This is a genomic window from Acidovorax sp. SUPP3434, assembly GCF_030159015.1.
Lineage (GTDB): Bacteria > Pseudomonadota > Gammaproteobacteria > Burkholderiales > Burkholderiaceae_C > Paracidovorax.
The window spans coordinates 827,951-854,878 of the sequence record NZ_BQXL01000001.1 but is presented as its reverse complement, the minus strand read 5'-3'; the positions used below and the strand labels follow the sequence as shown (position 1 = coordinate 854,878).

Sequence of the window (26,928 nt, the reverse complement as noted above, 5' to 3'; positions counted from 1 at the left end):
GCAGATCTGCCCATGATCTTCAAACCTCGATTCATCAGCTTCGACTGCTACGGCACGCTCATCAACTTCGAGATGGGACCGACGGCGAAGGTCCTGTTCAAAGACCGGGTGGCGGCCGATCGGATGCCTGCGTTCCTGGACAGTTTTCGGGCCTATCGCCTCGACGAGGTGCTGGGCGACTGGAAGCCTTTCTACGACGTGGTGGCGAACGCCATCCAACGTGCCTGCAAGGCGCATGGCATCGAATGCCTGGCATCGGATGCCGCCGCTTTGTACGACGCCGTGCCGACCTGGCAGCCACACCCGAACGTGGTGGAAGTGCTGGAGGCGATCGCGCCGAAAGTGCCGCTGGTCATCCTGTCGAACTCGATGGTCGACCTCATTCCCCACAGCGTCGCGCACCTCAAGGCCCCGTTCCACGCGGTCTATACCGCCGAGGAGGCGCGCGCGTACAAGCCGCGCATGCAAGCCTTCGAATACATGTTCGACCGGCTGGGATGCGGGCCCGATCAGATGATGCATGTCTCGTCGAGCTTTCGTTATGACCTGATGACGGCGTCCGACCTGGGGTTCATGGCCAAGGCCTTCATCGACCGGGGCCATGAGCCTGCGTCGAGCGACTACGGCGTGTGCCGCCTGACAGACGTTCGCCAGCTTCCTGCATTGCTCGGACTCTGATGCTCCGCCTCGACCCCCACCTGGGAACCCAGGGCGCGATGCGTGGCCAAGCCGCGGCACTGAGCACGGCAGCGCCCCAACTGGCGCCAGCCGAGGTGCAGCGGCTGGTGAAGCGCCTCTACGGCCTCGACGTCGGTGTGAGGGCACTCGCTGGCGAGCGCGACCAAAACTGCGCGTTGGAGTCGGCCGACGGCGCGCGCTATGTGTTCAAGATCAGCAACCCCTCGGAGCGGGTGGAACTGGTCGATTTCCAGATCGCCGCCATCGAGCACATCGCCCGCACATCGCCCGGCCAGCCGGTTCCGCGCGTGGTGCGGATGCTGGACGGACGCGCGCGCGATACCGTGGAACTCGCCGGGGGCATCCAGACCACCGTGCGCATGCTCACCTACCTGGATGGCATCCAGATCCGGGAGACGCCGCGCACCGTTGCCCAGCGGCTGGCGATGGGCCAAGGCCTGGCCGCGCTGAACCTTGCCCTGCAAGGCTTCACGCATCCGGCGGCGGCCCATGATCTGCTGTGGAACGTGTCGGCAGCGCATCGTCTGACCGTCCAGCTCGACAGCCTGGTGGAAGGCCCGAGGCGCGCGCTGGCCCAGTCGTTCATGGCCCGCTTCATCGACCACGTGCTGCCTCGCCTTGCTTCGTTGAGGGCGCAGGTGATCCATAACGACTATCACCTCTACAACGTGCTGGTCGCGCCGCACGACCCGTCGCGCATCACCGGCATCATCGACTTCGGCGACATGCTGCACGCGCCATTGGTCGGCGAGGTGGCCACGGCAGCGGCCTTCCACATGGCCGGCTGCGCTGATCCGTTCGAAGGGCCGGCGCAGTTCGTCAGGGCCTACCAATCCGTTGTGCCGCTGACCGAGCCGGAGCAGGAGATCGTCGCCGATCTCATGGCGACGCGCCACCTGATCACGGCCTTGATCTCGGAGTGGCGGGCCTTGCGCTATCCCGAAAACCGCGACTACATCATGCGGCACAACCCGGCGGCCTGGCAGGCGCTGTCGCAAATGGCAGACCTTTCCCGTCACGAGGCGCGCGACCGCCTGTTGACCCCCACACCCACTGAAACCCCGCCATGAAAACCACTGCTGATTTCAATATGGTCAATGCCTACATCCCCGGCCGGGCCCAGGTCGGCCCCGCCACCGAGGCCATGATCGATCGGCGCAATGCGCTGCTCGGCCCGGCCTACCGGCTGATGTACGAGCATCCGCTGCACATCGTGCGCGGTGACGGCGTTTGGCTGATGGACCCCCAGGGCCGCCGCTACCTCGACGCCTACAACAACGTCACCTCGCTCGGTCATTGCCACCCCGCGGTGACCGAGGCGATCTGCCGCCAGGTGACGACCCTCGCGACCAACACGCGCTACCTCCACGACACCATCCTCGAACTGGCCGAGCGGCTGCTGGCCAGCGTGCCGGGCACGGATCTGGCCCACCTGATGCTGACTTGCACCGGCAGCGAGGCCAACGACCTGGCTTATCGCATCGCCAAGGTGCGCACCGGCGGCACGGGGGTGATCGTCACCGACACGGCATACCACGGCATCACGGACGCCGTGTCGCAGTTCTCGCCCTCGCTGGGCCCGACCGTCGACCTGGGGGCCCACGTTCGCCTGGTGCCGGCGCCGCGCCGCTACCACGCCGAGGGTGCCGACCTCGGCGAGCGCTTCACGCGCGACGTCGAGGCGGCCGTCGCCGACCTGCAGCGCCATGGCATCCGGCCGGCCGCCTTGATCGTCGATTCGCTTTTCACCAGCGACGGCATACTGCCCGAGCCCGCGGGCTTCCTGAAGGGGGCGGTCGAGGCGATCCAGCGCGCTGGCGGGCTGTTCATCGCCGACGAGGTGCAGCCTGGCTTCGGCCGCACGGGCGAGCATCTATGGGGCTTTCAGCGCCACGGCCTCGTTCCCGACATCGTCACCATGGGCAAGCCGATGGGCAACGGCCAGCCGATCGCCGGCATCCTTGCGACAGCCGACGCCCTGGCGGAATTCGGCAAGAACTCCCGCTACTTCAACACCTTCGCCGGCAACACGGTCTCATGCGCAGCGGCCCTGGCGGTGTTGGAGACCATCGAGCGGGACCGACTGGTGCCGCACGCGGCCAGGATCGGCCGATTGCTGCTCGACGGCATCGCGGGGCTCGCCGCGAAGCACGAGGCCATCGGCGACGTTCGGGGGGCGGGGCTCTTCGTGGGCGTCGAACTGGTATCGAACCGGGCGACGCGGGCGCCGGCGCGCGAACTCACCAGCCGGGTCGTCAACCGGATGCGCGACAAAGGCGTGTTGCTCAGCGCGTGTGCCCAGGGACACAACGTGCTCAAGATCCGCCCGCCGCTGGTGTTGTCGGCGGAGCAGGCCGGCATGGTCGTCCAAGCGCTCGACGAATCGCTGGCCGAGACATGCACCACAAGGCAAGGCGGCTTGGCCATACGATAGCGCCATGAAATCGGCCATCCTGTTCGATCGGTTTGACCTCAAGATCCTCGCGCATCTTCAGCGCGAGGGACGCTGCTCGAACGTCGATCTGGCCAAGTCGGTGGGGCTGAGCCCCAGCCCGTGTCTCCTGCGCACGAAGCGGCTGCAGGAGATCGGACTGATCCGTGGCTACAGCGCCGACATCGCGCTCGAAAAACTGGGGGATCACGTCATCGTGTTCTCCGAGGTCACCATCGGCAGCCACCGGCCGCATGATTTTCGAAAGTTCGAGGAAGGCGCCGGGAAGTACCAAGAGATCGTCGAGTGCTACAACGTCAGCGGCGGATACGACTACCTGCTCAAGATCGTGGTGTCGGGCATCGGCGCTTTTCAGGCGCTGATGGAAAAGATGCTGGAAGACGATATCGGCATCGAGCGTTTCGCTTGCCGGATTGTGCTGCGCCAACCGCATGGACGGCGCGAGTACCCCTTGGGGGCCATTGCGGCTCGGCAGCGTTGGGAGTGACGTTGGGCTCCGGGTCGGGGGCGCCCCGTGCCACTTTTCGATGCCATGGAAAAACGCCCCGTGATCCGGGGCGATCGCAACCTCTTGGAGTGGAATCTGAAGGGCAGGGGCCCGGGATGCGTGGGCCCCTGCACCTTGGGGCTGCAGGCTGTCAGCAGCCGCGCGTGATGGGCGGCTCCACGCTGCTGCCGTAGGTTCCGTACTTGCCCAGTTCCCACTTGGCGATGGCGTTGCGGTGCACCTCGTCCGGGCCATCGGCGAAACGCAAGGTGCGCGCGTTGGCATAGGCATAGGCCAGCGGAAAGTCGTCGCACATGCCGCCGCCGCCATGCACCTGCATGGCCCAGTCGATCACCTGGCAGGCCATGCTGGGCGCGACGACCTTGATCATGGCGATCTCGGTGCGTGCGACCTTGTTGCCGGCCACGTCCATCAGCCACGCCGCTTTCAAAGTGAGCAGGCGGGCCATGTCGATCTTGCAGCGGGCCTCGGCGATGCGTTCCTGCGTCACCGTCTGCTGCGAGACCGGCTTGCCGAAGGCGACGCGGCTGCTGGCGCGGCGGCACATCAGCTCGAGCGCGCGTTCGGCCAGGCCGATGAGCCGCATGCAGTGGTGGATGCGGCCCGGGCCCAGGCGGCCCTGGGCGATCTCGAAGCCGCGGCCCTCGCCCAGGAGGATGTTGGAGGCGGGCACGCGCACGTTCTCGAACACCATCTCCACGTGGCCGTGGGGCGCGTCGTCGTAGCCGAACACGTTCAGCGGGCGCAGGACGCGGATGCCGGGCGTGTCGGCGGGCACCAGCACCATGCTCTGCTGGGAGTGGCGGGCCGCTTCCGGATCGCTCTTGCCCATGGTGATGAACACCGCGCAGCGCGGGTCCGCCGCGCCCGAGATCCACCACTTGCGGCCGTTGATGACGTACTCGTCGCCCTGGCGCTCGATGCGCGTCTCGATGTTGGTCGCGTCGCTGGAGGCCACGTCGGGTTCGGTCATGGCGAAGGCCGAGCGGATCTGCCCCTCCAGCAGCGGCTTGAGCCAGCGCGCCTTGTTCTCCTCGCTGCCGTAGCGGGCGATGGTCTCCATGTTTCCGGTGTCCGGCGCGGAGCAGTTGAACACCTCGCTGGCCCACGGCACACGGCCCATGATCTCGGCCAGGGGCGCGTATTCCTGGTTGGTCAGCCCGGCGCCGTCATAGCCCGAGGCGGCAGCGCTGTCCACTGGCAGGAACAAATTCCACAGCCCGGCGGCGCGGGCCTTGGGCTTGAGCTGCTCGATGGTGTTCAGTGCCGTCCAGCGCTTGCCGGCGGCGGTGTTGGCCGCCAACTCGGCGGCATAGGCGGGCTCCGAAGGGTAGATGTGGTCGTCCATGAACTGCCGCAGGCGTGCCTGCAGGTCCTGGGTCTTCGGTGAGTAATCAAAATCCATCGCGGTCCTCCGGTTGAAAGGCTTGGGGGCAGGCCGGCGGTGCTGCATCGCCGGCCGTGGTTTCACATGCGCTGGGCGAACCCCCAGGCCATCTGGGCCAGGGGCCGGGCGCCTTCGCCCGAGGTGCGTGCCTGGGCGCTGGAGGCGGTGCCGGCTTCCACCCGCTTGGCGATGCCTTGCAGGATCGAGGCCAGGCGGAACAGGTTGTAGGCCAGGTAGAAGTTCCAGTCGGCGCGCAGCGCCTCGGGCGTGGTGAAGCCGGTGCGCTCGCAATAGCGGCGGATGTAGTCGGCCTCGTCAGGAATGCCCAGTGCCGCGATGTCCAGCCCCGCGATGCCGCGGAACATGCCCGGCGGGATGTGCCAGGCCATGCAGTGGTAGCTGAAATCGGCCAGTGGATGGCCCAGGGTGGACAGCTCCCAGTCCAGCACCGCGATCACGCGGTTCTCGGTAGGGTGGAACATCAGGTTGTCGAGCCGGAAGTCGCCATGCACGATGGACACGCGGTTCTCGTCGCGCGCGCTTTCTGGAATGTGCGCGGGCAGCCACTCCATGAGCCGGTCCATTGCCTCGATGGGCTGGGTGATGGAGGCCGCGTACTGCTTGCTCCAGCGGCCGATCTGCCGGTCGAAGTAATTGCCGGGCTTGCCGTAGCCCGCCAGGCCCCGGTCGGCGAAACGCACCGTGTGCAGCGCCGAGATCACGCGGTTCATCTCATCGTAGATGGCGCCGCGCTCGGCCGGCTGCAGGCCGGGCAGCGACTGGTCCCACAGCACACGGCCTTCCATGAACTCCATCACGTAGAACGCCCGGCCGATCACCGACTCGTCCTCGCACAGCACATGCATGTGGGGCACGGGCACGTCGGTGCCGGCCAGCCCGCTCATCACCGCGAACTCGCGCTCGATCGCATGGGCCGATGGCAGCAGCTTGGCGACCGGCCCGGGCTTGGCGCGCATGACGTAGCTGCGGCCCGGCGTGACGAGCTTGTAGGTGGGGTTGGACTGGCCGCCCTTGAACATCTCCACCGTCAGCGGTCCGGCGAACCCGTCCAGGTTCCGGCCCAGCCAGTCGCTCAGGGCCCGGGTGTCGAACGCATGCTGGTCGGAAACGGGCCGGGTGCCGATGAAGTGGTCGTAGTTGCTCATGGAGTGCGGTGGAGGTGGGAGGCCGGCGGGGCGGTCAGTTGTCGGTTTCTGCGATGCGCATCAGGGCTTCGCGGTCACGCACCACGAGGCCGCCCGGCTCGATGCGGATGGCGTCCTCGCGCTCCATCGATTTGAGTTCCTGGTTCACGCGCTGGCGCGAGGCGCCCAGCAATTGCGCCAGCTCTTCCTGCGCCAGTTGCAGGCCGATGCGCATCTCGCGCCCGTCCGACAGGCTGGGAATGCCGTAGCTGCGCACCAGGTGCAGCAATTGCTTGGCCAGCCGCGCACGCAGGGGCAGGGTGTTGAGGTCTTCCACCAGGCCGTAGAGCTGGCGGATGCGCCGCGCATGCAGGCGCAACATGGCTTCGTAGAACTCCACATGCGCGCTGAGGATCTTGCGGAAGTCGGCCTTGGCCACGCACAGGATGGTGGTGTCGCCGTGGGCATAGGCATCGTGCGTGCGGCGGTCCCCGTCGAAGATCGCCACGTCGCCGAACCAGATGCCGGGCTCCACATAGGTCAGCGTGATCTGCTTGCCCGAGATGGAGGTGGAGCTCACCCGCACCGCGCCGCGGGCGCACGCGATCCATTCCTCGGGCGGATCGCCGCGGGCGGCGATCAGGCCGCCGTCCTTGAAGCGTTTGACGTACGCGCATCGGAGAATGTCGTGCCGCAGAGAAGGGGAGAGGGAAGAGAACCAGCGACCGGTATTGATCGCTTCACGTTCTTCGATGGTAAGAATGGGGTCGTCCATTGGTCTGTCTTTTGGGTGACTGGTATCGCTTTCATTGTCGCGCCCGGGACCGGTGCGCCTGCTGCTCGTTGTCCCGGGGCTGTCGCCTGCGTGTCTGGCACGCGCGCACGGCCACGCCGCGACGCTGCCGGGAGGGGCCGGCGCGAAGACGATGGCGGAGCTCAGGGGCCGCGATTCGAGGCGAAATGCCCCGATGCCGGCGTTTTATATGCCCTGGTTGCTATCTTATTAATAGCGCGCTGGGCGCTTTTCCAGAAAGGCGGAGATGCCTTCACCCGCGTTGGGGTGCTGCAGGTTGCGCACGAAGTGCTGGCGCTCCTGGGCCAGCTGCGCGGTCAGCGTGTTCTGCGGGGCCTCGCTGATCAGCTCCTTGATGCTGGCCAGCGCATTGGGGGCGCGTGCGTTCAGGGTGTCTGCCAGCTCCAGCGCGCAGGCCAGGGCCGAGCCGGCCTGCGACAGCCGGTTGACCACGCCCAGGGCGTGCAGGCGTTCGGCCTCTACCTTGCCGCCGCCCATGAGCATTTCGCTGGCCAGTTGGCGCGGCACGGCGTTGGCGAGGCTCCAGCTTGCGCCACCGTCGGGCGACAGCGCGATGCTGCTGTAAGCCATGGTGAAGGTCGCGTTGCGCGCCGCCACGACGAGGTCACAGGCCAGCGCCAGCGAAAATCCAGCGCCGGCCGCTGCGCCCTCGACCGCGGCGATCACCGGCTTGGGGTAGGCGCGGATGGTTTCGATCCAGTGGTGCAGCGCTTCCACGCCCTGCGCCTGCGACTCGGCATCTTCCTGGCGCCGCGCCAGCAGCCGCTGCAGGTTGCCGCCCGCGCAGAACGTGCCATTGGCGCCGGTGATGACCACGCTGCGCACCTCCGCGCTGCGCTCCGTGCCGTTCAGGGCTTCGATGCCCGCCGCGTAGATGGCCGGATCGAGCGCGTTGCGCATTTCCGGATGGCGGATGGTCAGCACGAGGGTCTGTCCGTGGCTGGTGCTCTGGAGTTGTGCGGGCATGGGCGCTTTAGGTAAGGAAGAGGCGGGCAGGGCCGGCGATGCGCCGGCCCGCAGGGAAGATCGGTGGGTTTACTCTTCTTCGTGCAGCAGGCTGAGCCCGATCGCACCGCGCCGGCGCAGCCAGGGGCTGGGCCGGTAGCGCGTGTCGCCATACACGGTCTGCATGTTGAACAGCACTTCGAGGATGTTGGTCGGTCCCCAGCGATTGCCCATGGCAAGCGGTCCCATCGGATACCCCAGGCCCAGCGTGACCGCCGTTTCCAGGTCGGCCGGGCTGCAGATGCCCTGCTGGCAGATGTCGCTGGCGATGTTCACGATGGTGGCCACCACGCGCTGCGTGACGAAGCCGCCGCTGTCGCGGATCACGCTCACCGGCTTGCCGTCGCGGGCGAACAGCGCGTGGGCCGCGTTGCGGATGTCCACGCGCGTGGCGGGGTTGGTGGCCAGTACGCGGCGCCTGGTGGCGGCGTCTTCCACCAGCATGTCGATGCCCAGGGTGCGGGCGGGGTCGAGCCGCTCCACCACGGCCACCGTGGTGATGTCGAACCCCAGAGGCGCCACCAGCGTGATCGCGTTGGGGGAAGGCGAGGTGCCGGTTTCGATCTGCGCTCCCAGGTCCTTGAGCAACTGGTACAGCTCGGCCCGCCGCGCGGCGCGGGGGGACACCCAGACCGGCGGTATGTGGTCAACGACCGGCGCGACCGGCGCGACCGGCTCCGCGGGCACCTGCGCCACGCCGTCGGCATAGCGGAAGAAGCCTTCGCCGGTCTTCCTGCCGAGCATGCCGCCGGCCAGGCGCTGGGCGGTGATCACGCTGGGGCGGTAGCGGGGTTCCTCGAAATACTGGTGGTACACCGACTCCATGACCGGGTGCGACACGTCGAGCGCGGTCAGGTCCATGAGCTCGAAGGGGCCCAATTTGAAGCCGACCTGGTCGCGCAGGATGCGGTCCACCGTGGCGAAATCGGCAATGCCCTCGCTCACGATCCGCAGCGCTTCGGTGCCGTAGCCGCGTCCCGCATGGTTGACGATGAAGCCCGGCGTGTCCTGCGCCTGCACCGGGGTGTGGCCCATGCAGCGGGCGTGCGCGGCGAGCCGCTCGCACACGGCGGGGTCCGTGCGCAGGCCGGCGATGACTTCCACCACCTTCATCAGCGGCACGGGATTGAAGAAATGGAAACCCGCCAAACGCTGGGGGTGTTGCAGCGCCGCACCAATGGCCGTCACCGAAAGCGAGGACGTGTTGCTTGCCAGCACGGCATCTGTGGCGACAATGCGCTCCATCTGTGCAAAAAGCGACTGCTTGGCGTCGAGCCGTTCCACAATGGCTTCGACGATCAGGTCGCATTGCGCCAGACCTTCCAGCGAGGACACCGCCGTCAACCGCGCCTGCCAGTCGCCGGCCTGGCTTTCGGTAATGCGGCCCTTGCCTACGAGGCGCAGCCATTGCTGCTTGATATGGTCAATCGCTTCGCCTGCTGAGTTAGGCTTGGCATCAAATAGAAGAACATTGCTGCCGGCCTGTGCCGCCATCTGGGCAATGCCCTGGCCCATGGCACCGGTGCCTATGATGCCCACGAAGGAAAATGGGTTGCTGGTCATGGGGCGCATTATGGCGGCGGCGTATTGGGGAGTACTTATGTGCCAGAATGGGCCGAACAAAAAAGAAACTGTTGTGAAAATAAGTAACGCGATTCTTGGTGCAAGTTTGTCGATGGTTGCCTGCAGCGCCACGGCACTTTCGCTGGGCGCGAGCCGCGGCGCCGTGGTGCTGGGCGCTCCGGTGGATCTGGTGTTCGAGGTGCAGCCCGACCCGGGCACGGACATCGAATCCTCCTGCGTGGCGGCCCGCCTGGTTTCCGGCGAGACCCCGGTACCGGACTCCAAGGTGCGGGTAACGCCGATACCCGCCTCGGCCGGCCGATCTGCCGCCGTGCGCGTGCAGGCCAATGTGTCGGCCGACGAACCCATTCTCACCGCCAAGCTCACCGCGGGATGCCGCGGCGGTGTTACACGAAACTACACTTTTTTCGCGCAATTGCCCGAATCGGCGGCTGGCACATCCCGCCCCGTGGACCTGGGCCAATTGGCGCTGCCTCGCACGGCACCGGCCACAGGTGCCGGGCTGGCAGGCGACGGCGCGGCCGCAACGGGTTCGGGACGGACTTCCGCCGCAGCCACCACCGATGCACCCCCACGCAGGCCCGCGGCGGCGCCCCGTCCCCCACGGGCCCCTGCCGCGAATGCCCCCGCACCCCGTGCCGCGGCGGCCCCCGCCACGCCCGCCTCGGGCCGCGCGGTGTTCACCAGCCCGCAGCAGCCGGCGCCCGTTGAGCGCCCCCGCCTCGTGATGGAGCCTTTGGATGTGTGGCTCGACGCTCCGCTGCCGCTGCGTGCGGCGCCGGAGATGGCCGCGCCCACCGCCACCGATGCCAGCCCCCAGCGCACCGAGGCCGCTGCGCTGTGGAAGGCCCTGAACACTCCGGTGGAAGAACTGCAGCAGTCCGCGGCACGCACCGGCAAGCTCGAGGCCGAGGTGGCAGCGCAGCGTGCCCAGGCCACCTCCGAGCGCGCGGCCGCCGCCCAGCTCAAGCAGCAGCTGGAAGCCGCCGAGACCGAGCGGTTTTCGGCCACGGTGGTTTACGGGTTGCTGGCCTTGCTGGTCCTGGCACTGGGGTTGGCTGCCTGGATCTGGGCGCGCGCACGCCGCCAGTCGGCGCTGGCCTGGAGCCATGCCGTCGCTGCCAGTGGCGGCAACGGCCCCGTAGCCGGCGCGGTGGTGGATGGGCCGGCAGGGCGCGAGTCCCTCCAGACCGCGCCGCAGGCGGCAGACGATTGGGCGGGCATGCCCGAGCCGGTCGTGCCCCCGGCCCCTGTGGCGGTGCCCGTGCCTGCGCCGATGCCGGCCCCGGCACCCGCCAAGCCCGCGCCGCGCGCCGCCACCTTGCCCGAGCGCGCTCCGCCGCCGGTGATGCGCCGCACCGAGCCCTCGTTGCGCAGCGCGCCCGCGCCCCTGGCGCCGCCGGCCCCCGTGCCGCCCGTGTCCTTGGTGCCGCCGCCATCCGCTGTCCGCGCCGCACCCATCGTGCACCCGGAGGACCTGTTCGACATCCAGCAGCAGGCCGACTTCTTCGTGTCGGTGGGCGAGCATGACCAGGCCATCGGCGTGCTCAAGCGCCACATTGCCGAACATGGAGAGACCTCGCCCTTCGCCTACCTGGAGTTGCTGCGCCTGTACCACACGCTCAGCCGGGTGGAGAGCTTCAATCAGCTGCGGGCCCAGTTCCAGGCGCAGTTCAATGCGCAGGTGCCGGAGTTCTCCTCGTTCCACCGGACGGGCCTGACGCTGGAGAGCTACACGGAAGCGTTGGCAGCCATCGAGGCCGAATGGTCGTCCCCCGAGGTGCTGGAAACCCTCGAAGGCTGCTTGTTCCGTCGCGGCGAAGACGCCATCGCGTCGCCGTTCGATCTGGCGGCCTACGACGATCTGTTGCTGTTGCTGGCCATCGCGCAGACCACGCCGGCCAGTGCCCGCGGTGCTCCGCCGCCACGCACCCGCACCACACCCCTCACGCCCCCGCCGCTGGAAATCGAGCCCGAGCCGGAATTGCCTTCCGCCAGCGCCTTCGGCGTGGACAGCCTCTCCGCGCGCCGGGAGCAGGAACTGCAATCGCTGGACTCGCTGTCTGCCGGGTTCTCCTGGGAGTCGATCCCGGCGCCGCTGGCCCCCAAGCCGATCTCCGAGGCCATGCTGGACATCGACCTGACGGATCCGCCGCCGCTCACGCTGAGCGAGCTGCCCCCGGTGCCCGTCACCGCGCCGCCGTCGGCCGGGCAACCGGTCGGCTTCGGCATGGACAACGACAAGATGGAACTGCGGCTGGAGCTGGAAGAGCTGGAGCGAAAGCAGCGCACGGACAAGTGACGTAAAAAAAGGCCCTTCGGGGCCTTTTTCGATGCAGGGCATGCCGCGCGTTGCGGCTTTCTGCGTGGCGGTGCGGCTGACGGGCTGCCGGCCTCAGCCCGCCATGCGGGCCATCAGATCCTGTGCCGCGGCTTCCGGATCGTCGGCATTGACGAGCGCCCGCACCACGGCGATCGATCCCACGCCCGTGGCGAGCACCTCGCCGAACTGTGGCGCCCCGATGCCGCCGATGGCGACCATCGGGTAGTGCCGCATCAGGCGGGCGTAGCCGGCCAGGCGTGCGACCCCCTGGGGCACGGTGGCCATCTTCTTGAGCGTGGTGGGAAACACGGCCCCCATGGCCACGTAGCTGGGCGCCGCGGCATCGGCGCGCACCATTTCCGCATAGCCGTGGGTGCTGACCCCCAGGCGCAGGCCGGCATCGCGGATGGCCTGCAGCTGCGCGGGCGCCAGCGCATCGAGATCTTCCTGGCCCAGGTGGACGCCGTAGGCGCCCGCGTCGATGGCGGCCTGCCAGTGGTCGTTGATGAACAGCAGGGCATGCGTGCCGCGCACGGCGTCCACGGCGGCCCGCACTTCCTGCACGATGGTTTGTGCGTCGTCCGTCTTGTAGCGCAGCTGCACGGTGGGTACGCCGGCACGGGCCATGCGGCCCACCCATTGCGCGTTTGGCAGCACCGCATACAGGCCCAGCCGCTCGGGGCAGGCGGGGAAGGGCTGGCGGTGCGGCAGCGGCTGCAGCCCGAAGTCCTCGGGGGCATCGGGCCACTGCGCGGCATCGAAGCCGCCGGTGCGGTCGGTCTGCGCCTGCCAGGCCCGGGCAAGGCATTCGGCATCGCTGGCGATGAAACCCAATGCGCTGCAGGCTTCCAGCGCGGCGCGGTACACCGGGCCGCCCGACAGCGGCACGGGGGCCGGTTGGGACGGGAAGTCGGCGAAGGCGGCGCCATGCGCGGCCAGGATGGCGCGCACCAATGCGGCGTGCCCCGAAGCGGTTCCGTGCAGGATTTCAGCCATGGTCGTGGTGCCAGAAAGGGGTGCCCAGCACCGGGGTACTCGGCTGGGCGGCTTCCTGCGCGGCCATGGCGCCCGCGCGTCGGGCGGTGCGGCCGGCCTGCACCGCGTCGGCGAAGGCGCCGGCCATGGCCACCGGGTCTTGCGCCAGGGCCACGGCGGTATTGAGCAGCACGCCGTCGTAGCCCCATTCCATCACCTGGCAGGCATGCGAGGGCAGGCCCAGGCCGGCGTCCACCAGCATGGGCACGTCCAGGCGCTCGCGCAGCAGTTGCAGCGCGTAGGGGTTGACGGGGCCGCGGCCGGTGCCGATGGGCGCGGCCCAGGGCATCACCGCCTGGCAGCCCACATCGACGAGGCGCTGGCAGAGCACGAGGTCCTCGGTGCAGTAGGGCAGCACCTGGAAGCCGTCGCGGATCAGCTGCGAGGCGGCATCGACCAAGTTCAGCGTGTCGGGCTGCAGGGTGTAGTCGTCGCCGATCAGCTCCAGCTTGATCCAGGGCGTGCCGAACACCTCGCGCGCCATCTGCGCGGTGGTGATGGCCTCCTGCACACTGTGGCAGCCGGCGGTGTTGGGCAGCACGGGCACGTCCAGGCGCCGCAGCAGCTCCCAGAAGCCGCTGCCGGTTTCGGCGGCGTTGCTGCCCTGGCGCCGCAGCGAGGCGGTCACCATCGCGGGCTGGGCGCGCTGCACGGCGGCTTCGAGCACGCTGGGGGAAGGGTAACGGGCGGTGCCCAGCAGCAGGCGGCTGGAAAAGCGCTGGCCGTACAGCACCAGTGCATCGGTGTCGTCGTTGTCGTGGGAAGGGTCGGAAGGGGAATGCATGGTGCTCAGCCGCCCGTCACGGGCGAGATCACTTCCACCCGGTCGCCCGCGGCGAGCTGGCGCAGGTGGTACTGGGTGTTGGGAACGAAAACGGTGTTCACGGCCACGGCGAAGGGCGGGCGCGCGGCGATGGCGGCGAGCGCGTCGGCCACGGTGGCCGTCTCCGGCAGGGTCGCGGCGGTCTGGTTGATGGTGATGTTCATGGGGAAAGGGCCGCCTCTTCGTCGAGGTGCAGGGCCAAATCGAAACGGGAGGCCAGTGCCGATTGTCCCTGGTTCAACCATTCCATGACGGCGTCGAGGATGGCCGGGGCGATCATGAAGCCATGGCGGTACAGGCCGTTGACCTCCAGCACGCGCGGGCGCACCTGGCGGAGGGCGGGCAGGTTGTCGGGCAGGGTCGGGCGGCATTGCGTGGCCACTTCGAGGATGCGGGCCTCGGCAAAGCCCGAATGCACCGCGTAGGCCGCGCTCAGCAGCTCCAGCGTGGAGCGCACGCTGGCAGGGGACAGGTCGTCCGATTCGATCTCGGTCGCGCCGATCACGAACAGGTGGTCTTCCTTGGGGGCGATGTAGATCGGGTAGCGCGGGTGCACCAGGCGGGTCGGCCGCCGCAGGGTCACCTCGGGCGCATGCACGCGCACGACTTCGCCGCGCACGCCGCGCAGTGCGCTCCACTGCGGGCGGGCGCCCAGGCCCCGGCAGTCGATCACCCAGTCGGGCTGGCCAGGCGTGCCGGGCGAAAAGTCCGACGGTGCGCGCGGGCAGTGCCAATGGGCCTCGATGCCCAGGCCGGCGAAGCTGGCCTCCAGCGCGGCCAGCAGCTGCCGGTTGTCCAACTGGCCCTCGCCGGGCAGATACAGCCCCTGGGAGAAGCGCTGGCCCACGGCGGGCTCGTGCGCCTGCACGCTGGCGCTGTCGAGCACCTGCAAAGCCGGCAGTTCGGGCAGCACGGCCGTGGTGCGTTCGAGCTGTCCGCGCAGCCGCGCGGCCTCGGGCGCGTCCTGGCGGTGCCACAGGATCAGCGTGCCTTCCTGCTGAAAGAAAACGGGCCCGTTCAGCCGGGCCAGCAACTGGGGCCAGCGCGTGAGCGCGTAGTGGCCCATGCGCACCACGCCGGGCTCGGTCACCGCGGACTCCGCCAACGGTGCCAGCATGGCCGCGGCGATGCGCGCTGCGGCGCCTTGCGCATCGGGCCCGGCGGCGTCGTAGACCGTGACCGCATGGCCCTGGTGGGCCAGCTCCACGGCCAGCAGCCGGCCCATGAGGCCGGCGCCCAGAATGGCAAGGGAAGAGGGCGAGGAAGGGGAAAGAAGAGGGGGGCGCATCGGGTCCGTCTGTCTGCAAGCCAACAGGGGGACAAAACGGGAAGGCTCCGCCGATGAAACTCCCCACGCCAGCATGACCTGGATCGGGTCGCGGGGCACGCGGGGCGGTGGTGTGGCCGCCAGGCCCCAGGGTATGTTCTCAGTCGCGCGCCATGGGCGGGACACCCCTGTTTCGTCCGTGCAGGGATTACAGCACAGTGACCGCGCCCGCCGGTTTGACCTGGCGCATGGGCCATAATTTTTGCCCATGAATACTGAGACCCTCTCGCCGCCGGCCGTCCGCCGCTACGCACGCGTGCTGTCGATCGCCGGATCGGACAGCGGCGGCGGAGCGGGCATCCAGGCCGACCTGAAAACCTTCAGCGCCCTGGGCTGCTACGGCATGACGGCCATCACCGCCCTGACCGCGCAGAACACGCAGGGCGTGCGCGCCATCCACGGCGTGCCGCCGGACATGCTGCGCCAGCAGATCGATGCGGTGGTGGAGGACATCGGCGTGGACGCCGTGAAGATCGGCATGCTGCATTCGCCCGAGGTGGTGCGCGTGGTGGCCGATGCCATCCGCCGCCACCGCCTCCCCCATGTGGTGCTGGACCCGGTGATGGTCGCCACCAGCGGCGACCGGCTCATCGCGCAAGAAACCGTGGGCGTGCTGGTCGAGGCATTGTTCCCGCTCGCCACGCTGGTCACGCCCAACCTCGACGAGGCGGGCTTGCTGCTGGGCCGGGCGGTGGATGGCGACCACGCGCTGGACGCTGCGGCGCAGGACCTGCTGGCGCTCGGCGCGCCGGCCGTGCTGCTCAAGGGCGGCCATTTGCCGGGCGACTGGGTGATCGACGTGCTGGCCGGGCCGCAGGGCCTGTACCACCGGCTGCAGTCGGCCCGCATCGCCACGCACAACGGCCACGGAACGGGCTGCACGCTGTCGTCCGCGATCGCCGCGCACCTGGCGCTCGGCGAGACGCTCGTGCAGGCCGTGGAGCATGCCCGCGCCTATATCCTGGCGGCCATTGCCGCGGGCGCCGACGTGCACACCGGCCGGGGCCACGGGCCGCTGAACCACGGGCACAGCCCGGTGGCGCAGCGCATCTTGCAGGGCTGACCGCGCAGGGGCGCTGCCTGCCCGTCCCTCACCTACCGAGGCTGGTGGTTGTGCTATCAAAATAATAGCTGCATGCCGGCGACTTGATTGTGCTGGAGCCCGATTTTTGCCTCAAACCATCACGCGGCCAGGTAAGCCGGCCAGGTAAGCCGGCCGTGTGCGCCGCAGGCGTGGGTCAGCGCCGGCCCGGCCGGGTGAGGAACGCCAGCGCGAAGCACAGGCACAGTGTCGGCAGCGCCGCGCCCAGCGCCGGCAGCACCCGCGGCAGCCCGTGGTAGCAGGCGATGCCCGCGATCCAGAGGCCGACGGGCAGCCACTCCACCTGCCGCGCCTTTGCCAGGACCTGCTGCACCGGCGCGCCGAATGCCAGCCGGCCCAGGATGACGCCGAACAGTGGCACGAACACCGAACTGAGCAGCAGCAGAAACGGCTCCAGGCTGTGCATCGGCAGCACCAGGGCGAGCGCCGTGCACAGCGCCGCCATGGCCATGCCCCAGCGGCGCACGCCCCAGCGCGGCAGCAGGCTGTGGGCCGAGACCGCGCCCGAATACGCATCGCCATAGGCGTTGTCCACCTCGTCGATCAGGATGAGCGACAGCGCGATCAGCCCGCCCTGGGCCAGGAGCAGCGCGGTCACCAGGTCCTGGCTGGGCAGCGTGAGCGCCACCAGCACGCCGAGCGCGTAGCACCACAGGTTGGCCAGCGCGTAGCCCAACCAGGTGCCGCGCAGCGCGGACCGGCCGGACGTGCCGTGGCGCGCGTAGTCGGCCACCAGCGGCAGCCAGGAGATGGGCATGGCGATCACCAGGTCCAGAGCCGGCAGCACGCCCATGCCGCCCGCGCCGGGGCGCGTCCACAGCGTGGCGAAGCCCTGGGCCTGCGCCAGCGACACGAACTGCCAACTCAGCCACAGCAGCGACAGCACCACCAGGGGCAGCGCTACGCGCGCGATGAGCCGGCGCACCAGCTGCACCATCGAGCCGCTGAGCAGCAGCATCACCACGCCGCCCCACAGCAGCGTGGCCAGCACCGGCCAATGGGCCTCGCCCATGGCGCCGGTCTGCCGGCCGATGGCCACCGTGGCATCGCGCATCACCACCAGCTCGAACGCGCCCCAACCCGCGAGCTGCACGATGTTGAGCCCGATGGGCAGGCCCGCGAACGCGCGCCCGTAGACGGCATGCATCAGGCCGGCGCTCGCCAGGCCGCTGTCGCAGCCGATCTTGGCTACCCAGCCCAGCAGGCCGGCGCCGATCAGCGACCCAGCCACGATGGCGGCCAGCGCCTCGCGCGGGCTCAACGCGGGCATCAGATAGGCGCCCACCTGCATCACCAGCAGGCCCACGCCCAGGCTGAACCACAGCGAGGCATGGTCGCCGAAACGGAAGACGCGGCGGTCGGGCGCGATGGGGATCAGCGCGTCGTTGGCGGGTGCAGGGGGCGAGGAGGGTGGCATGGAAGCTCCGTGGATGGCAGGCACAGCAGGGACGCGGCACGGGCTGGGCCGCAGGCACGCCGGGACGGCATGCGGTGGGCGTGGCGGCGGGAGGCGAATGGCCTGCGCGAGGATGACCCCGGCCGATTCAAGGGGAAAGTCTCAGACGGGGACCGGTCGGCCGGTTGCACCCCTGGCGAAGCCGCGATTCTAGGGCGGTGCCGAGGCCGCCGGCACCGTCACCCCCAGCCGCTCGTGCAGCCGGGCGCTGGTGGTGGTGTACTGCAACGCCACGGGCGCGCCGGACAGGTATTCCGCCGCGCCGAAGGCCGCCAGCGTGGCTTCGTGGAAGCCGCACAGGATCAGCTTGCGCTTGCCGGGGTAGGTGTTGATGTCGCCCACCGCATGGATGCCGGGGATGGCCGTGCGGAACGTGGCGGTATCGACCACGAGCTGCTTGCGCTCCATCGCCAGGCCCCAGTCGGCGATGGCGCCCAGGCGCGGCGAGATGCCGAGGCAGGCGATGAGCACGTCGAGCGGCAACGGTCGTGGCTGGCCGTCCGGGTCGATCAGTTGCAGCGCGGCCAGGCGGTCGTGCTGCACCTCGATGCCGACGATCTGCCCGGCCATCACTGCGATGCGGCCGGCATCGCGCAGGGCCTGCAGCTGGGCCAGGGCCTCGGGCGGCGCCTGGAAGGCATCGCGCCGGTGCAGCAGGGTCACGCTGGCGGCGGCGTGCGGGCCCGGTTGGGCGCAGGCGATGGCGCGGGCCACGGCGGTGTCTTCGCCGCCATGCACGACTACATGCCGGCCGGCGGTGTCGGCCGCATCCTCGTGGTAATGCAGTTGCGTGCCTTCGAAGCGCTCGATGCCTTCGGCCTTGACGGCGCGCGGCACGAACGCGCCCACGCCCGCGGCGATGAAGACCGTGCGCGCCAGCAGCGCGGTGCCGGCCGTGGTCTGCAGCAAAAGCCGCCCGTCGGGCTGCGGCGCAAGCGTGGCGACACGCTGGCCCAGGTGGAGGGTGGGATGGAACGGGGTGATTTGCCGCTGCAGCAGCGCGACGAGCTCGCGTCCGGTGCAGACGGGAATGCCGGGAATGTCGTAGATGGGTTTGTCGCCGTACAGCTCGGCGCACTGGCCGCCCACGTGGGGCAGCGCATCGATCACATGGGCTGCAATGCCCTGCAACCCGAGCTGGAACACCTGGAACAGCCCGACCGGCCCCGCGCCGATGACGGCGGCATCCGTCTCGATGGCCATCGGGGTCGATGGGGGCGCTTCGGTCTTCACGGGGTGTCGGGGGCCTGTCTGCTTCAGCGGATCAGGTCGGCCACCTTGCCGGGCTTGCCGTTCCATTCGTCGGCGTCGGGCAGGGGCGCCTTGCGCTTGGTGATGCTCTTGAATTGGGGCGACAGGTCGGCGTTGATCTTGATGAAGGCGATCTGGTCCGGGGGCAGGTCTTCCTCGGCAAAGATGGCGTTGGCCGGGCACTCGGGAATGCACACGGCGCAGTCGATGCATTCATCGGGGTCGATCACGAGGAAGTTGGGGCCTTCGCGGAAGCAGTCCACGGGGCACACGTCCACACAGTCGGTGTACTTGCACTTGATGCAGTTTTCGGAGACGACGTGAGTCATGGCAGGAGTTGTCGTTGGATCGGGGGTAACCCGCGATTTTAGGGCGTTTCAGGGAGCGGCCCGGGGGCCGCCCCTGCAACGGCAAGGATTCGGCGCCTCCGGTCAGGCCGCCGGGGCGTTCACGAGCACCGCGCCAGCGGTCTTGTGGCTGGCGGTATCCACCAGGATCAGCGAGCCCAGCACGCGCGCCTGGGTGAACGGCGCGGCGGGCAGGGGCTCCTGCAGCAGCAGGTCCACGTGGCCGATGGCATTGGGGTCGAGCTGGGCGGCGTCTTCTTCGGCCAGCGTGTGGATGTTGAGCTTGTGCACCACGCGCTGCACCTTGGCCTTGACCCAGCGGTGGCCGTGCAGCGCCCAGTACACGCGGCCGGCGACCAGGGGCTCGTCGTCCATCCAGGCCACGGTGGCGCGCAACTCGCGCCGGCCGGGCCAGGAGGGCGTCGATGCCGGGGTGTCGAAATCGTCGGCGGCCACGGCGGCGGCCTGCGGTGCGGCGATGATCCAGTCGCCGCGCGACACGTCCACCTCGCGGTCGAGCACGATGCCCGCGCTCTGGCCGGCCGGCACGCCCACGGGGCGGCGTGCGTGGTCCAGCACCTGGGCCACGGTGGCCTGCTGGCCGCTCGGGAACACCTGCACGGCCGTGCCCGGCGCCACGGCGCCTGCCGCCACGCGGCCCCAGAACACGCGGCGGCCCTGGGAGGTGTCGGCGGAGGACGAGAATTTCTCGACCCACTGCACCGGGAAGGCCAGTGGCAGCGCGACGTCGGTGGGCGTGTTGGGCAGGCGCTCCAGGATCTGCAGCAGGCTCGGGCCTTCGTAGCCGCACCAGCCGGGGTGCGCATCCACCACGTTCCAGCCCTTGAGGGCGGACACGGGCACCGTCGCCCGCGCGGCGATGCCGGCGGCCTGTGCGAACGCGCCGAGCGCATCGCGGATGTGGCGGAAGGCGAGTGCCGGGTCTTCCACCGCATCGAGCTTGTTCACCGCGAACACCAGCGAGTGCACGCGCAGCAGGTGCACCAGCAGGGAGTGGCGGCGCGTTTGCACCAGCAGTTCGAGGCCGGGGTTCTTCCAGTCGAGCTTGGTGGCATCGACCAGCACCACGGCGGCATCGGCGCTGCTGGCGGCCGTGACCATGTTGCGCGTGTACTGCTCGTGGCCCGGCGCATCGCCGATGATGAACTTGCGCTCTTCGGTGGCGAAGTAGCGGTAGGCTACGTCGATGGTGATGCCCTGCTCGCGCTCGGCCGACAGGCCGTCGGTCAGCAGGGCCAGGTCGGTCTCGCCCTGGCGCTGCACGCCGGCCAGGTGGTCCTGCAGCACGGCCTTGCTGTCCACCAGCAGGCGGCCGATGAGGGTGCTCTTGCCGTCGTCGACCGAGCCGCAGGTGATGAACTTCAGTGCAGAAATGGCATCGTTTTGGCCCGATGCCGGCGGATTGCTTGCCTGTGATGCTATCGAATTGGTAGTGGTGGTCATCAGAAGTACCCGTCTTTCTTGCGCTTTTCCATCGAGGCGTCGGAGGTCTTGTCGTCCATGCGCGTGGCGCCGCGCTCGCTCACATCGGCCGCCAGGGTCTCGATCACGATGTCGGCGGCCGTGGCGGCCGGGCTCTCCACCGGGCAGGTGCAGGTGATGTCGCCCACGGTGCGAAAGCGCACGTCGCGCGTCTCCACCGTTTCGCCGTCGCGTGGCGGGGTGAGGTCGGTCACGGGCACCAGCAGGCCCTTGCGCTCCACCACCTGGCGCTTGTGGGTGTAGTAGAGCGAGGGCAGGGCGATCTGCTCGCGGTCGATGTACTGCCACACGTCGAGTTCGGTCCAGTTGCTGATGGGGAACACGCGAAAGTGCTCGCCCGGCGCCAGCCGTGTGTTGAACAGCGTCCACAGCTCGGGCCGCTGGGCCTTGGGCTGCCATTGGCCGAAGCTGTCGCGGTGCGAGAAGATGCGCTCCTTGGCGCGGGCCTTTTCCTCGTCGCGGCGGGCGCCGCCGATCAGCGCGTCGAAGCGGAATTCCTCGATGGCCTCCAGCAGCGTGACCGACTGGTGCACGTTGCGGCTCTCGCCCGGATGCGCGAGGCGCACGGTGCCGCGCGCCATGGAGTCTTCCACGCTGCGCACGATGAGTTCGGCCCCCAGCTCCTTCGCCCGGAAGTCGCGGAAGTCCGTCACCTCGGGGAAGTTGTGGCCGGTGTCGATCATCAGCAGCGGGTAGGGAATGCGCCCTGCGCCGAAAGCCTTCTCGGCGCACCGCAGCATCACCAGCGAATCCTTGCCGCCCGAAAACAGCAGTGCGGGGCGCTCGAAGGCGGCGGCCACCTCGCGCAGGATGAAGATGGTTTCTTCTTCCAGCGCGTCCAGGTGGCGGTTGCTGAGGTGGCTCAGCACATGGGATTCGGTACGGGCATTCATGCGGGGGATCTCGTTGGGGGCGTCGGTGTGCGGGGCGGGGGGCGTCGCGTCAGGCTGCGTCGCGGAAATGCGGCAGCGGGTGCGTCACGTCGCCCTGGTAGAAGGCGTGGAAGCGGTCCAGCTGGCGCTGCGCGTCGGCCATGTCCACGCCCTCGCGCAGCACGGCCACGTCGAAGCCGCAGCGGGCCATCTGCACCAACTGGTCGATGAGCACCTCGCCCGTGGCGCGGATCTCGCCCGCGAACTTCAGGCGCTGGCGCAGCAGGCGGGCCTGGCTGAATGCGCGGCCGTCGGTGAATTTCGGAAAGTGCAGGTCGATGCGCTCGATGCCTGCAAGGTCTTGCGCGAGCGGGTCGGCGTCGTTGGCCAGTTCAAGGACTTTTTGGCCTTCTGCACTGGTGCTGTGTGCGCTGGCAGCTATTATTTTCATAGTGATTCGATGGGGCTTGAGGACGGCGGCGGATGTCAGGCGGAGAGGACTTCGGCCGGGTGGCGCGCGGCGTTGGCGGCAGCCTTGAACGGCTCGATGCCCACGCGGCGCACGGTGTCGATGAAGTTCTCGTGCCGGGGGCCGTGGGCGGCGTCCACCACGGGCAGGCGCTCGGTGCGGTAGGTGGCCAGCAGCGCCTCGATCACGCCGGGCACTTCGCTGGCGCTGAACGACGGGCCGATGATCTTGCCGGGAATGGCCGGGCCCGACAGGTTCGTGCCGTCGGCGCCGCCCAGCGTGATCTGGTACCACTCCTTGCCATCCTTGTCGACGCCCAGGATGCCGATGTGGCCGCTGTGGTGGTGGCCGCAGCTGTTGATGCAGCCGCTGATGTGCAGGTCGATCTCGCCCAGGTCCCACAGCTCGTCCAGGTCCTGGTAGCGCTCGGTGATGGCTTCGGCGATGGGCAGCGAGCGGGCATTGGCCAGCGAGCAGAAGTCGCCGCCGGGGCAGGCGATCATGTCGGTCAGCAGGCCGATGTTGGGCTTGGCCAGGCCCAGCGCCTTGGCGGCCTTGTACAGCTCGGGCAACTGGTCGCGGCGCACCCAGGGCAGCAGCAGGTTCTGCTCGTGCGTCACACGCGCCTCGCCGCCCGAGAAGCGGTCGGCCAGGTCGGCGGCGGCTTCCATCTGCTCGGCGGTGGCGTCGCCGGGCGCGTAGCCCAGGCGCTTGAACGACAGCACCACGGCGCGCAGCTGCGGATGGCGGTGCGGCATCACGTTGCGCGTGAGCCAGCGGCCGAAGTCCTGGTCGTTCTCGGCGGCGGTGCGCAGCAGGGCCACGGTCTCGGCTTCGGCGTCGGCCGGGCGCAGGTCCAGCTCGGGTTCGCGGAACGAGGCGGTCACGCGGTCCAGCTCGGCCTGGGTGATGGTGTGCGGGCCGCCTTCGATCTCCACGATCTGGCGGAACTCCTCCTCGACCTGGTCGATGTAGGTCTGTCCTTCGGACTTGACGAGGATCTTGATGCGCGCCTTCCAGGCGTTGTCGCGGCGGCCGTAACGGTTGTAGACGCGGATCACGGCTTCCAGGTAGTTCATGAGCTGGTTCCAGGGCAGGAACTCGCGCAGCACCGGGCTGATGACGGGGGTGCGGCCCATGCCGCCACCGGCGCGCACGCGAAAGCCCAGCTCGCCGGCATCGTTCTTGTGCAGTTGCAGTCCCACGTCGTACCAGCCGAGGGCGGCACGGTCTTCCAGGGCGCCGTTGAGTGAGATCTTGAACTTGCGCGGCAGGAAGGCGAACTCGGGGTGCAGCGTGCTCCACTGGCGCAGGATTTCGCAGAACGGGCGCGGGTCGGCGATCTCATCGGCGGCGATGCCGGCCAGCGCGTCGCTGGTGATGTTGCGGATGCAGTTGCCGCTGGTCTGGATGCCGTGCAGCTGCACGGAGGCCAGCAGGTCCATCACATCGGCACTCTTGTCCAGCGGAATCCAGTTGTACTGCACGTTGGTGCGCGTGGTGAAGTGGCCGTAGCCGTACTTCAGCTGCGTGCCGATGCGCCGGCCGTCGTGCAGGGGGATGTCGCCCAGCTTTTCCTGCGTGGCCTGGGCCTCGGCCAGCAGGGCGGCATCGGGCTGGTCGTACTCGCGGGCCACCTTGGCCAGCACGCGCAGCTGGGTGCTGGACAGCTCGCCGTAGGGCACGGCCACGCGCAGCATGGGCGCGTAGCGCTGCACGTACCAGCCGTTTTGCAGGCGCAGGGGCTTGAATTCGTCGCCCGAAAGCTTGCCGGCCTGGAAGCGTTCGAGTTGGTCGCGGTACTGCTCAGCGCGCAGGCGGATGAATTCGCGGTCGAAGTCTGTGTATTGGTACATCGTGGGTCACTCAGATCAAAACCAGTTTGGCGCCCGCCCAGGCGAGCAGCACGGAAAGGGCCGAGCGGATCAACCGCTCCGGCGCGCGGGATACGAGGCGCGAGCCCAGCCAGATGCCTGGCAGCGATCCCGCCAGCAATTGGACCAGAAGCGGCCAGTCCACGGAGCCGAGCGACGCATGCCCCAGGCCGGCCACCAGGGTCAGCGGCACGGCATAGGCAATGTCGGCCGCGATGATGCGCGGCAACGGCAGCAGGGGAAACACCATCAGCAGCACCGTCACGCCGATGGCGCCCGCGCCCACGGAGGTGAAGGTGACCAGCGTGCCGATCACGGCGCCCAGCAGCACCGGCAGGCTCCAGTGGCGCGGCCGTGCGGCGTCTGTGCCCGCGTCGGCACGCGCCGCCCGGTCGGCCGCCTGTCGGGCCGGAGAAAACACGAAGGCCTTGTACAGCATGGCCGCGGCGGTCAGCAGCAGGGCCACGCCCAGCGTGGTCGTCATGATGCGCTGGGCGGTGCTGCTGCTGGGACCCATCACCTGGAGGGCCCACAGCGACAGCAGCGCCGCCGGCACGCTGCCGGCGCACAGCAGGCCCACCACCTTCCAGGGCACGAGCCGCTGGCGTGCCAGGCTGACGGTGCCGCCCATCTTGGTGAAGGCGGCGAACAGCAGGTCGGTGCCGATGGCCAGGTGCGGCTTCACGCCGAAGAAGAAGATCAGGATCGGCGTCATCAGCGAGCCGCCGCCCACCCCGGTGAGGCCGACGATCAAGCCCACCGCGAAGCCCGCGAAAACGAATGCCAAATCATGCATGCGGGCGAATGTAGTGGGAGTCTTTATGGAAACAAACGATTGTTTTGTGAGGCCGTTATGCGGATAAGCATATTCCTCAAGACTGGCGCGGGTTGGCAGGGGGCGGACGGCGGAAAACGGCGATAAGGGGTTGGGCGCCGTTTCTGCCCGGCCCGCGGGTCAGTCCAGGTTCACAGGCGTTCCGTGCCCAGCGCTTGGGCCAGGCGGGCGTCCAGCGGCAAGGGTTCGCCATGCAGCCGGGCGGCGACCAGTTCGCCGCACAGCGGCGCCAGCGTGATTCCGCGCGCGCCCATCGCCGTGCACACCCACAGCCCGGGCAGGGCGTGCGGGTCCACCGGGCCGGCGATCGGCAGGCGGTCGGGCGAGGCGCAGCGCAGGCCGGCCCAGACCGAAACGGGGGGGATTTCCCTGCCGGGCACTCGGTCCGTTGGGGCCGCATGGGTCTGGCCGAAGGCGGGCGCCAACTGGTCCGCCACGGCCGGCAGCAAGGTGCGCAGCTTTTTCCAGTTGGTGGCGTGGGCGGCCGTCTCGTCGGCGCTGCTGGGCGGAAGCTCGGTGGCGTGGCGTTCGAAGGTGGAGCCGGCGTACCAGCGCCGGGCGCCGTTCGCGCCCTCCGGCCCGGGAATGTGGGGCACGAGGCTGCCGTTGCCATTGACCGGAAAGGGCGGCCAGCCCGCGGTGTCTTCACCTTCTTCGGCCCACGACACCTGGCCGCGCAGCGGCTGCAGGGTCCAGCGGTGGTCCAGCAGCGGCATGCTGTCGGGCCCGGCCGCCACGAAGGCGTAGGGGGCCTCGGCCAGCACCTGGCCCTGCGCACCGATGGCTTGCCAGCCCGCCGGCCCAGTGTCGTCGCTCTTGCCGTCGCTCTTTCCGTCCTCGCCGGCCGGCACGCGGCGCAACCGCGCAACCTGTGCGCCGCCGTGCCATGCGATGGCCGGGTGGTCCAGCAGGGACTGCACCAGCCGCGCCGGGCGCACCCAGCCGGCGCGGGCGTGCCAGCAGGCCGTGGTGCCGGGCGGCAGCCCGGCCTGCCGCAGCGCGTCGGCGTCGGCGGGGCGGCTCCATTCGCCGCCGTTCCCGCCGGCCCAGGTCGGCGGCACCCCCGGGCTGCCGTCCACGCGGTGCTCCAGCACGCCGCAGGGGCTCCAGGCTTCGCCCACCGGCAGGGCCGACAGCGCCTGCAGCGTGGTGCGCACCCCGCTGCGCGACAGGCGCGACAGCACGCTGTCGTCGGGCGACACATGGGGGGCGAACAGGCCGGCGGGCAGGCCGGAGGCGCCGCGCGCGGGCGCCTCGGCGCGGTCCAGCACCCGCACCTTCCACCCGCGACGCGCCAGGCTCGCGGCCACCGAGGCGCCGGCCAGTCCCGCGCCGATCACCAGGCATTCGGACGCCGCCGCCACTTCCAGCGGCGGCGGGGCGTTGCGCGCCGCCCGGGGTTCCCAGGCCGGATCGAACGTGGCCTGCAGGTTGTCGCGCTTCGGGGGCACGCCGGGCACCTTGGCCACGGTGAAGCCGCACTGCGCGAGCGTGTCGCGCACCGCCCGCGCGATGGTCCAGGTCGCCAGCCGCGTGCCCCGCCGGCAGCAGCGCGCCACGGCCTTCAGGGTGTGTTCGTTCCAGAGATCGGGGTTGCGCTGCGGGCTGAAGCCGTCCAGGTAGACCGAATCGGCCGTCGGCATCTGCTGGCGCAGCATGGCCTGGGCATCGCCCACATAGAGCGTGAGCAGCACGCGGCCCTGCTCGAACGACAGGCGGTGCACGCCCGGCAGCAGCCCCCAGAACTGGTCGTGCAGCTGCTGCGCCAGGGGCGCGAGGTCGGGGTGGGCGCTGGTGGCGCGCAGCAGGTCGCCGGCGGCCACGGGGTAGGCCTCGCACGAGGCGAAGTGCAGCAGGGCAGGGCGATCGGGGTCGCTGCGCCAGGCCGCCCAGGTCACGAGGAAGTTCAACCCCAGGCCGAAGCCGGTCTCCAGGATGCGCCAGCGCGGCTGGCCGGCCCAGGCCTGGGGCAGGCCGCAGCCGTGCAGGAACACGCGGCGCGCCTGGCCCAGGCCGCCGTTTTCACTGTGGTAACGGTCGCCGAACCGCGGGCTGTAAGGGGTGCCGTCCGCCAGCCAGTCGATGGGCTCCGGCAGGAACCGAGCCGGGTTCATTCC

The 26,928-nt window shown here is 69.4% G+C and carries 24 protein-coding genes; 6 read left to right on the top strand and 18 right to left on the bottom strand.

All coding sequences use genetic code 11. The features are described from left to right. The first annotated feature begins 12 nt into the window (after positions 1–12). Genes AVKW3434_RS03815 through AVKW3434_RS03800 form a run of 4 tightly spaced genes read left to right on the top strand, consistent with a single transcriptional unit; the run spans position 13 to position 3,638 of the window. A complete protein-coding gene (locus tag AVKW3434_RS03815; protein WP_284404526.1) occupies positions 13–678 on the top strand; it encodes a haloacid dehalogenase type II in 666 nt (221 codons plus the stop codon). Then, a complete protein-coding gene (locus AVKW3434_RS03810) occupies positions 678–1,769 on the top strand; it encodes a phosphotransferase (protein WP_284404524.1) in 1,092 nt (363 codons plus the stop codon). The genes AVKW3434_RS03815 and AVKW3434_RS03810 overlap by 1 nt, the downstream gene beginning before the upstream one ends. Further along, on the top strand, positions 1,766–3,133 hold the full coding sequence (locus tag AVKW3434_RS03805) for an aspartate aminotransferase family protein (protein WP_284404522.1): 1,368 nt from the start codon (positions 1,766–1,768) through the stop codon (positions 3,131–3,133). The genes AVKW3434_RS03810 and AVKW3434_RS03805 overlap by 4 nt, the downstream gene beginning before the upstream one ends. A gap of 4 nt (positions 3,134–3,137) precedes the next feature. Continuing rightward, positions 3,138–3,638: an Lrp/AsnC family transcriptional regulator gene (locus AVKW3434_RS03800; protein ID WP_284400048.1), complete on the top strand. Its 501-nt coding sequence runs from the start codon at positions 3,138–3,140 to the stop codon at positions 3,636–3,638. Positions 3,639–3,789: 151 nt separating this feature from the next. Here AVKW3434_RS03800 and AVKW3434_RS03795 read toward each other — a convergent pair whose 3' ends face one another. The 5 genes from AVKW3434_RS03795 to AVKW3434_RS03775 all read right to left on the bottom strand — a co-directional run bounded on the left by AVKW3434_RS03795 (position 3,790) and on the right by AVKW3434_RS03775 (position 9,573). Continuing rightward, the gene (locus AVKW3434_RS03795) at positions 3,790–5,064 is read right to left on the bottom strand and encodes an acyl-CoA dehydrogenase family protein (protein ID WP_284400045.1); all 1,275 of its coding nucleotides are present in this window, start codon (positions 5,062–5,064) and stop codon (positions 3,790–3,792) included. 62 nt (positions 5,065–5,126) lie between these two features. Further along, a complete protein-coding gene (locus AVKW3434_RS03790; RefSeq protein ID WP_284404520.1) occupies positions 5,127–6,212 on the bottom strand; it encodes a phosphotransferase in 1,086 nt (361 codons plus the stop codon). Positions 6,213–6,246: 34 nt separating this feature from the next. Continuing rightward, positions 6,247–6,966 (bottom strand): Crp/Fnr family transcriptional regulator, encoded by a 720-nt coding sequence (locus tag AVKW3434_RS03785; protein WP_092743762.1) that lies wholly within the window; start codon positions 6,964–6,966, stop codon positions 6,247–6,249. Positions 6,967–7,194: 228 nt separating this feature from the next. Then, positions 7,195–7,971: an oxepin-CoA hydrolase, alternative type gene (locus tag AVKW3434_RS03780; RefSeq protein WP_284404518.1), complete on the bottom strand. Its 777-nt coding sequence runs from the start codon at positions 7,969–7,971 to the stop codon at positions 7,195–7,197. A 69-nt stretch (positions 7,972–8,040) separates the two neighbouring features. Beyond that, entirely contained in the window at positions 8,041–9,573 is a 1,533-nt protein-coding gene (locus tag AVKW3434_RS03775; protein WP_284404517.1) for a 3-hydroxyacyl-CoA dehydrogenase, read from the bottom strand. A gap of 112 nt (positions 9,574–9,685) precedes the next feature. On the opposite strand from AVKW3434_RS03775, the gene AVKW3434_RS03770 reads away from it, so the two are divergent. Then, on the top strand, positions 9,686–11,896 hold the full coding sequence (locus tag AVKW3434_RS03770; protein ID WP_284404515.1) for a hypothetical protein: 2,211 nt from the start codon (positions 9,686–9,688) through the stop codon (positions 11,894–11,896). Positions 11,897–11,989: 93 nt separating this feature from the next. Here the strand turns inward: AVKW3434_RS03770 and AVKW3434_RS03765 are convergent, their stop codons facing one another. The 4 genes from AVKW3434_RS03765 to AVKW3434_RS03750 are packed head-to-tail and all read right to left on the bottom strand — an operon-like array spanning position 11,990 to position 15,063. Beyond that, positions 11,990–12,913 carry a thiamine phosphate synthase gene (locus AVKW3434_RS03765; protein ID WP_284404513.1) on the bottom strand — a complete coding sequence of 308 codons (924 nt, stop codon included), beginning with the start codon at positions 12,911–12,913 and terminating at the stop codon, positions 11,990–11,992. Next, positions 12,906–13,736 (bottom strand): thiazole synthase, encoded by an 831-nt coding sequence (locus AVKW3434_RS03760; protein WP_284404511.1) that lies wholly within the window; start codon positions 13,734–13,736, stop codon positions 12,906–12,908. The genes AVKW3434_RS03765 and AVKW3434_RS03760 overlap by 8 nt, the downstream gene beginning before the upstream one ends. A 5-nt stretch (positions 13,737–13,741) precedes the next feature. Continuing rightward, positions 13,742–13,939 carry a sulfur carrier protein ThiS gene (gene thiS, locus AVKW3434_RS03755; RefSeq protein WP_272569312.1) on the bottom strand — a complete coding sequence of 66 codons (198 nt, stop codon included), beginning with the start codon at positions 13,937–13,939 and terminating at the stop codon, positions 13,742–13,744. Continuing rightward, the gene (locus tag AVKW3434_RS03750; RefSeq protein WP_284404507.1) at positions 13,936–15,063 is read right to left on the bottom strand and encodes an FAD-dependent oxidoreductase; all 1,128 of its coding nucleotides are present in this window, start codon (positions 15,061–15,063) and stop codon (positions 13,936–13,938) included. The genes thiS and AVKW3434_RS03750 overlap by 4 nt, the downstream gene beginning before the upstream one ends. 247 nt (positions 15,064–15,310) lie before the next feature. On the opposite strand from AVKW3434_RS03750, the gene thiD reads away from it, so the two are divergent. Continuing rightward, on the top strand, positions 15,311–16,165 hold the full coding sequence (gene thiD / locus AVKW3434_RS03745; protein ID WP_284404504.1) for a bifunctional hydroxymethylpyrimidine kinase/phosphomethylpyrimidine kinase: 855 nt from the start codon (positions 15,311–15,313) through the stop codon (positions 16,163–16,165). 175 nt (positions 16,166–16,340) lie between these two features. On the opposite strand, the gene AVKW3434_RS03740 is transcribed toward thiD, so the two are convergent. The 9 genes from AVKW3434_RS03740 to mnmC form a co-directional block, all read right to left on the bottom strand. Then, on the bottom strand, positions 16,341–17,621 hold the full coding sequence (locus AVKW3434_RS03740; RefSeq protein ID WP_284404502.1) for a purine-cytosine permease family protein: 1,281 nt from the start codon (positions 17,619–17,621) through the stop codon (positions 16,341–16,343). Between the two features lie 189 nt (positions 17,622–17,810). After that, positions 17,811–18,863 (bottom strand): NAD(P)/FAD-dependent oxidoreductase, encoded by a 1,053-nt coding sequence (locus AVKW3434_RS03735; RefSeq protein ID WP_284404624.1) that lies wholly within the window; start codon positions 18,861–18,863, stop codon positions 17,811–17,813. A gap of 53 nt (positions 18,864–18,916) precedes the next feature. After that, positions 18,917–19,240, bottom strand: coding sequence for a ferredoxin FdxA (fdxA, locus tag AVKW3434_RS03730; RefSeq protein WP_092743740.1), 324 nt, complete (start codon positions 19,238–19,240; stop codon positions 18,917–18,919). Between the two features lie 102 nt (positions 19,241–19,342). Beyond that, positions 19,343–20,722 carry a sulfate adenylyltransferase subunit 1 gene (locus AVKW3434_RS03725; protein ID WP_284404500.1) on the bottom strand — a complete coding sequence of 460 codons (1,380 nt, stop codon included), beginning with the start codon at positions 20,720–20,722 and terminating at the stop codon, positions 19,343–19,345. Beyond that, entirely contained in the window at positions 20,722–21,654 is a 933-nt protein-coding gene (gene cysD / locus AVKW3434_RS03720; RefSeq protein WP_272569318.1) for a sulfate adenylyltransferase subunit CysD, read from the bottom strand. The genes AVKW3434_RS03725 and cysD overlap by 1 nt, the downstream gene beginning before the upstream one ends. A gap of 49 nt (positions 21,655–21,703) precedes the next feature. Next, positions 21,704–22,084: a DUF934 domain-containing protein gene (locus AVKW3434_RS03715; protein WP_272569319.1), complete on the bottom strand. Its 381-nt coding sequence runs from the start codon at positions 22,082–22,084 to the stop codon at positions 21,704–21,706. A 35-nt stretch (positions 22,085–22,119) separates the two neighbouring features. Next, positions 22,120–23,958: a nitrite/sulfite reductase gene (locus tag AVKW3434_RS03710; RefSeq protein ID WP_284400013.1), complete on the bottom strand. Its 1,839-nt coding sequence runs from the start codon at positions 23,956–23,958 to the stop codon at positions 22,120–22,122. Positions 23,959–23,968: 10 nt separating this feature from the next. Continuing rightward, on the bottom strand, positions 23,969–24,772 hold the full coding sequence (locus AVKW3434_RS03705) for a sulfite exporter TauE/SafE family protein (RefSeq protein ID WP_284404497.1): 804 nt from the start codon (positions 24,770–24,772) through the stop codon (positions 23,969–23,971). 170 nt (positions 24,773–24,942) lie between these two features. Further along, positions 24,943–26,907 carry a bifunctional tRNA (5-methylaminomethyl-2-thiouridine)(34)-methyltransferase MnmC2/FAD-dependent 5-carboxymethylaminomethyl-2-thiouridine(34) oxidoreductase MnmC1 gene (gene mnmC / locus AVKW3434_RS03700; protein WP_284404622.1) on the bottom strand — a complete coding sequence of 655 codons (1,965 nt, stop codon included), beginning with the start codon at positions 26,905–26,907 and terminating at the stop codon, positions 24,943–24,945. Positions 26,908–26,928 lie beyond the last annotated feature (21 nt).

Bases quoted from the DNA above. Each gene is read 5' to 3' on its own strand.
- AVKW3434_RS03815 (WP_284404526.1), top strand. From the start codon at position 13: ATGATCTTCAAACCTCGATTCATCAGCTTCGACTGCTACGGCACGCTC.
- AVKW3434_RS03810 (WP_284404524.1), top strand. From the start codon at position 678: ATGCTCCGCCTCGACCCCCACCTGGGAACCCAGGGCGCGATGCGTGGC.
- AVKW3434_RS03805 (WP_284404522.1), top strand. From the start codon at position 1,766: ATGAAAACCACTGCTGATTTCAATATGGTCAATGCCTACATCCCCGGC.
- AVKW3434_RS03800 (WP_284400048.1), top strand. From the start codon at position 3,138: ATGAAATCGGCCATCCTGTTCGATCGGTTTGACCTCAAGATCCTCGCG.
- AVKW3434_RS03795 (WP_284400045.1), bottom strand. From the start codon at position 5,064: ATGGATTTTGATTACTCACCGAAGACCCAGGACCTGCAGGCACGCCTG.
- AVKW3434_RS03790 (WP_284404520.1), bottom strand. From the start codon at position 6,212: ATGAGCAACTACGACCACTTCATCGGCACCCGGCCCGTTTCCGACCAG.
- AVKW3434_RS03785 (WP_092743762.1), bottom strand. From the start codon at position 6,966: ATGGACGACCCCATTCTTACCATCGAAGAACGTGAAGCGATCAATACC.
- AVKW3434_RS03780 (WP_284404518.1), bottom strand. From the start codon at position 7,971: ATGCCCGCACAACTCCAGAGCACCAGCCACGGACAGACCCTCGTGCTG.
- AVKW3434_RS03775 (WP_284404517.1), bottom strand. From the start codon at position 9,573: ATGACCAGCAACCCATTTTCCTTCGTGGGCATCATAGGCACCGGTGCC.
- AVKW3434_RS03770 (WP_284404515.1), top strand. From the start codon at position 9,686: ATGGTTGCCTGCAGCGCCACGGCACTTTCGCTGGGCGCGAGCCGCGGC.
- AVKW3434_RS03765 (WP_284404513.1), bottom strand. From the start codon at position 12,913: ATGGCTGAAATCCTGCACGGAACCGCTTCGGGGCACGCCGCATTGGTG.
- AVKW3434_RS03760 (WP_284404511.1), bottom strand. From the start codon at position 13,736: ATGCATTCCCCTTCCGACCCTTCCCACGACAACGACGACACCGATGCA.
- thiS (WP_272569312.1), bottom strand. From the start codon at position 13,939: ATGAACATCACCATCAACCAGACCGCCGCGACCCTGCCGGAGACGGCC.
- AVKW3434_RS03750 (WP_284404507.1), bottom strand. From the start codon at position 15,063: ATGCGCCCCCCTCTTCTTTCCCCTTCCTCGCCCTCTTCCCTTGCCATT.
- thiD (WP_284404504.1), top strand. From the start codon at position 15,311: ATGAATACTGAGACCCTCTCGCCGCCGGCCGTCCGCCGCTACGCACGC.
- AVKW3434_RS03740 (WP_284404502.1), bottom strand. From the start codon at position 17,621: ATGCCACCCTCCTCGCCCCCTGCACCCGCCAACGACGCGCTGATCCCC.
- AVKW3434_RS03735 (WP_284404624.1), bottom strand. From the start codon at position 18,863: ATGGCCATCGAGACGGATGCCGCCGTCATCGGCGCGGGGCCGGTCGGG.
- fdxA (WP_092743740.1), bottom strand. From the start codon at position 19,240: ATGACTCACGTCGTCTCCGAAAACTGCATCAAGTGCAAGTACACCGAC.
- AVKW3434_RS03725 (WP_284404500.1), bottom strand. From the start codon at position 20,722: ATGACCACCACTACCAATTCGATAGCATCACAGGCAAGCAATCCGCCG.
- cysD (WP_272569318.1), bottom strand. From the start codon at position 21,654: ATGAATGCCCGTACCGAATCCCATGTGCTGAGCCACCTCAGCAACCGC.
- AVKW3434_RS03715 (WP_272569319.1), bottom strand. From the start codon at position 22,084: ATGAAAATAATAGCTGCCAGCGCACACAGCACCAGTGCAGAAGGCCAA.
- AVKW3434_RS03710 (WP_284400013.1), bottom strand. From the start codon at position 23,958: ATGTACCAATACACAGACTTCGACCGCGAATTCATCCGCCTGCGCGCT.
- AVKW3434_RS03705 (WP_284404497.1), bottom strand. From the start codon at position 24,772: ATGCATGATTTGGCATTCGTTTTCGCGGGCTTCGCGGTGGGCTTGATC.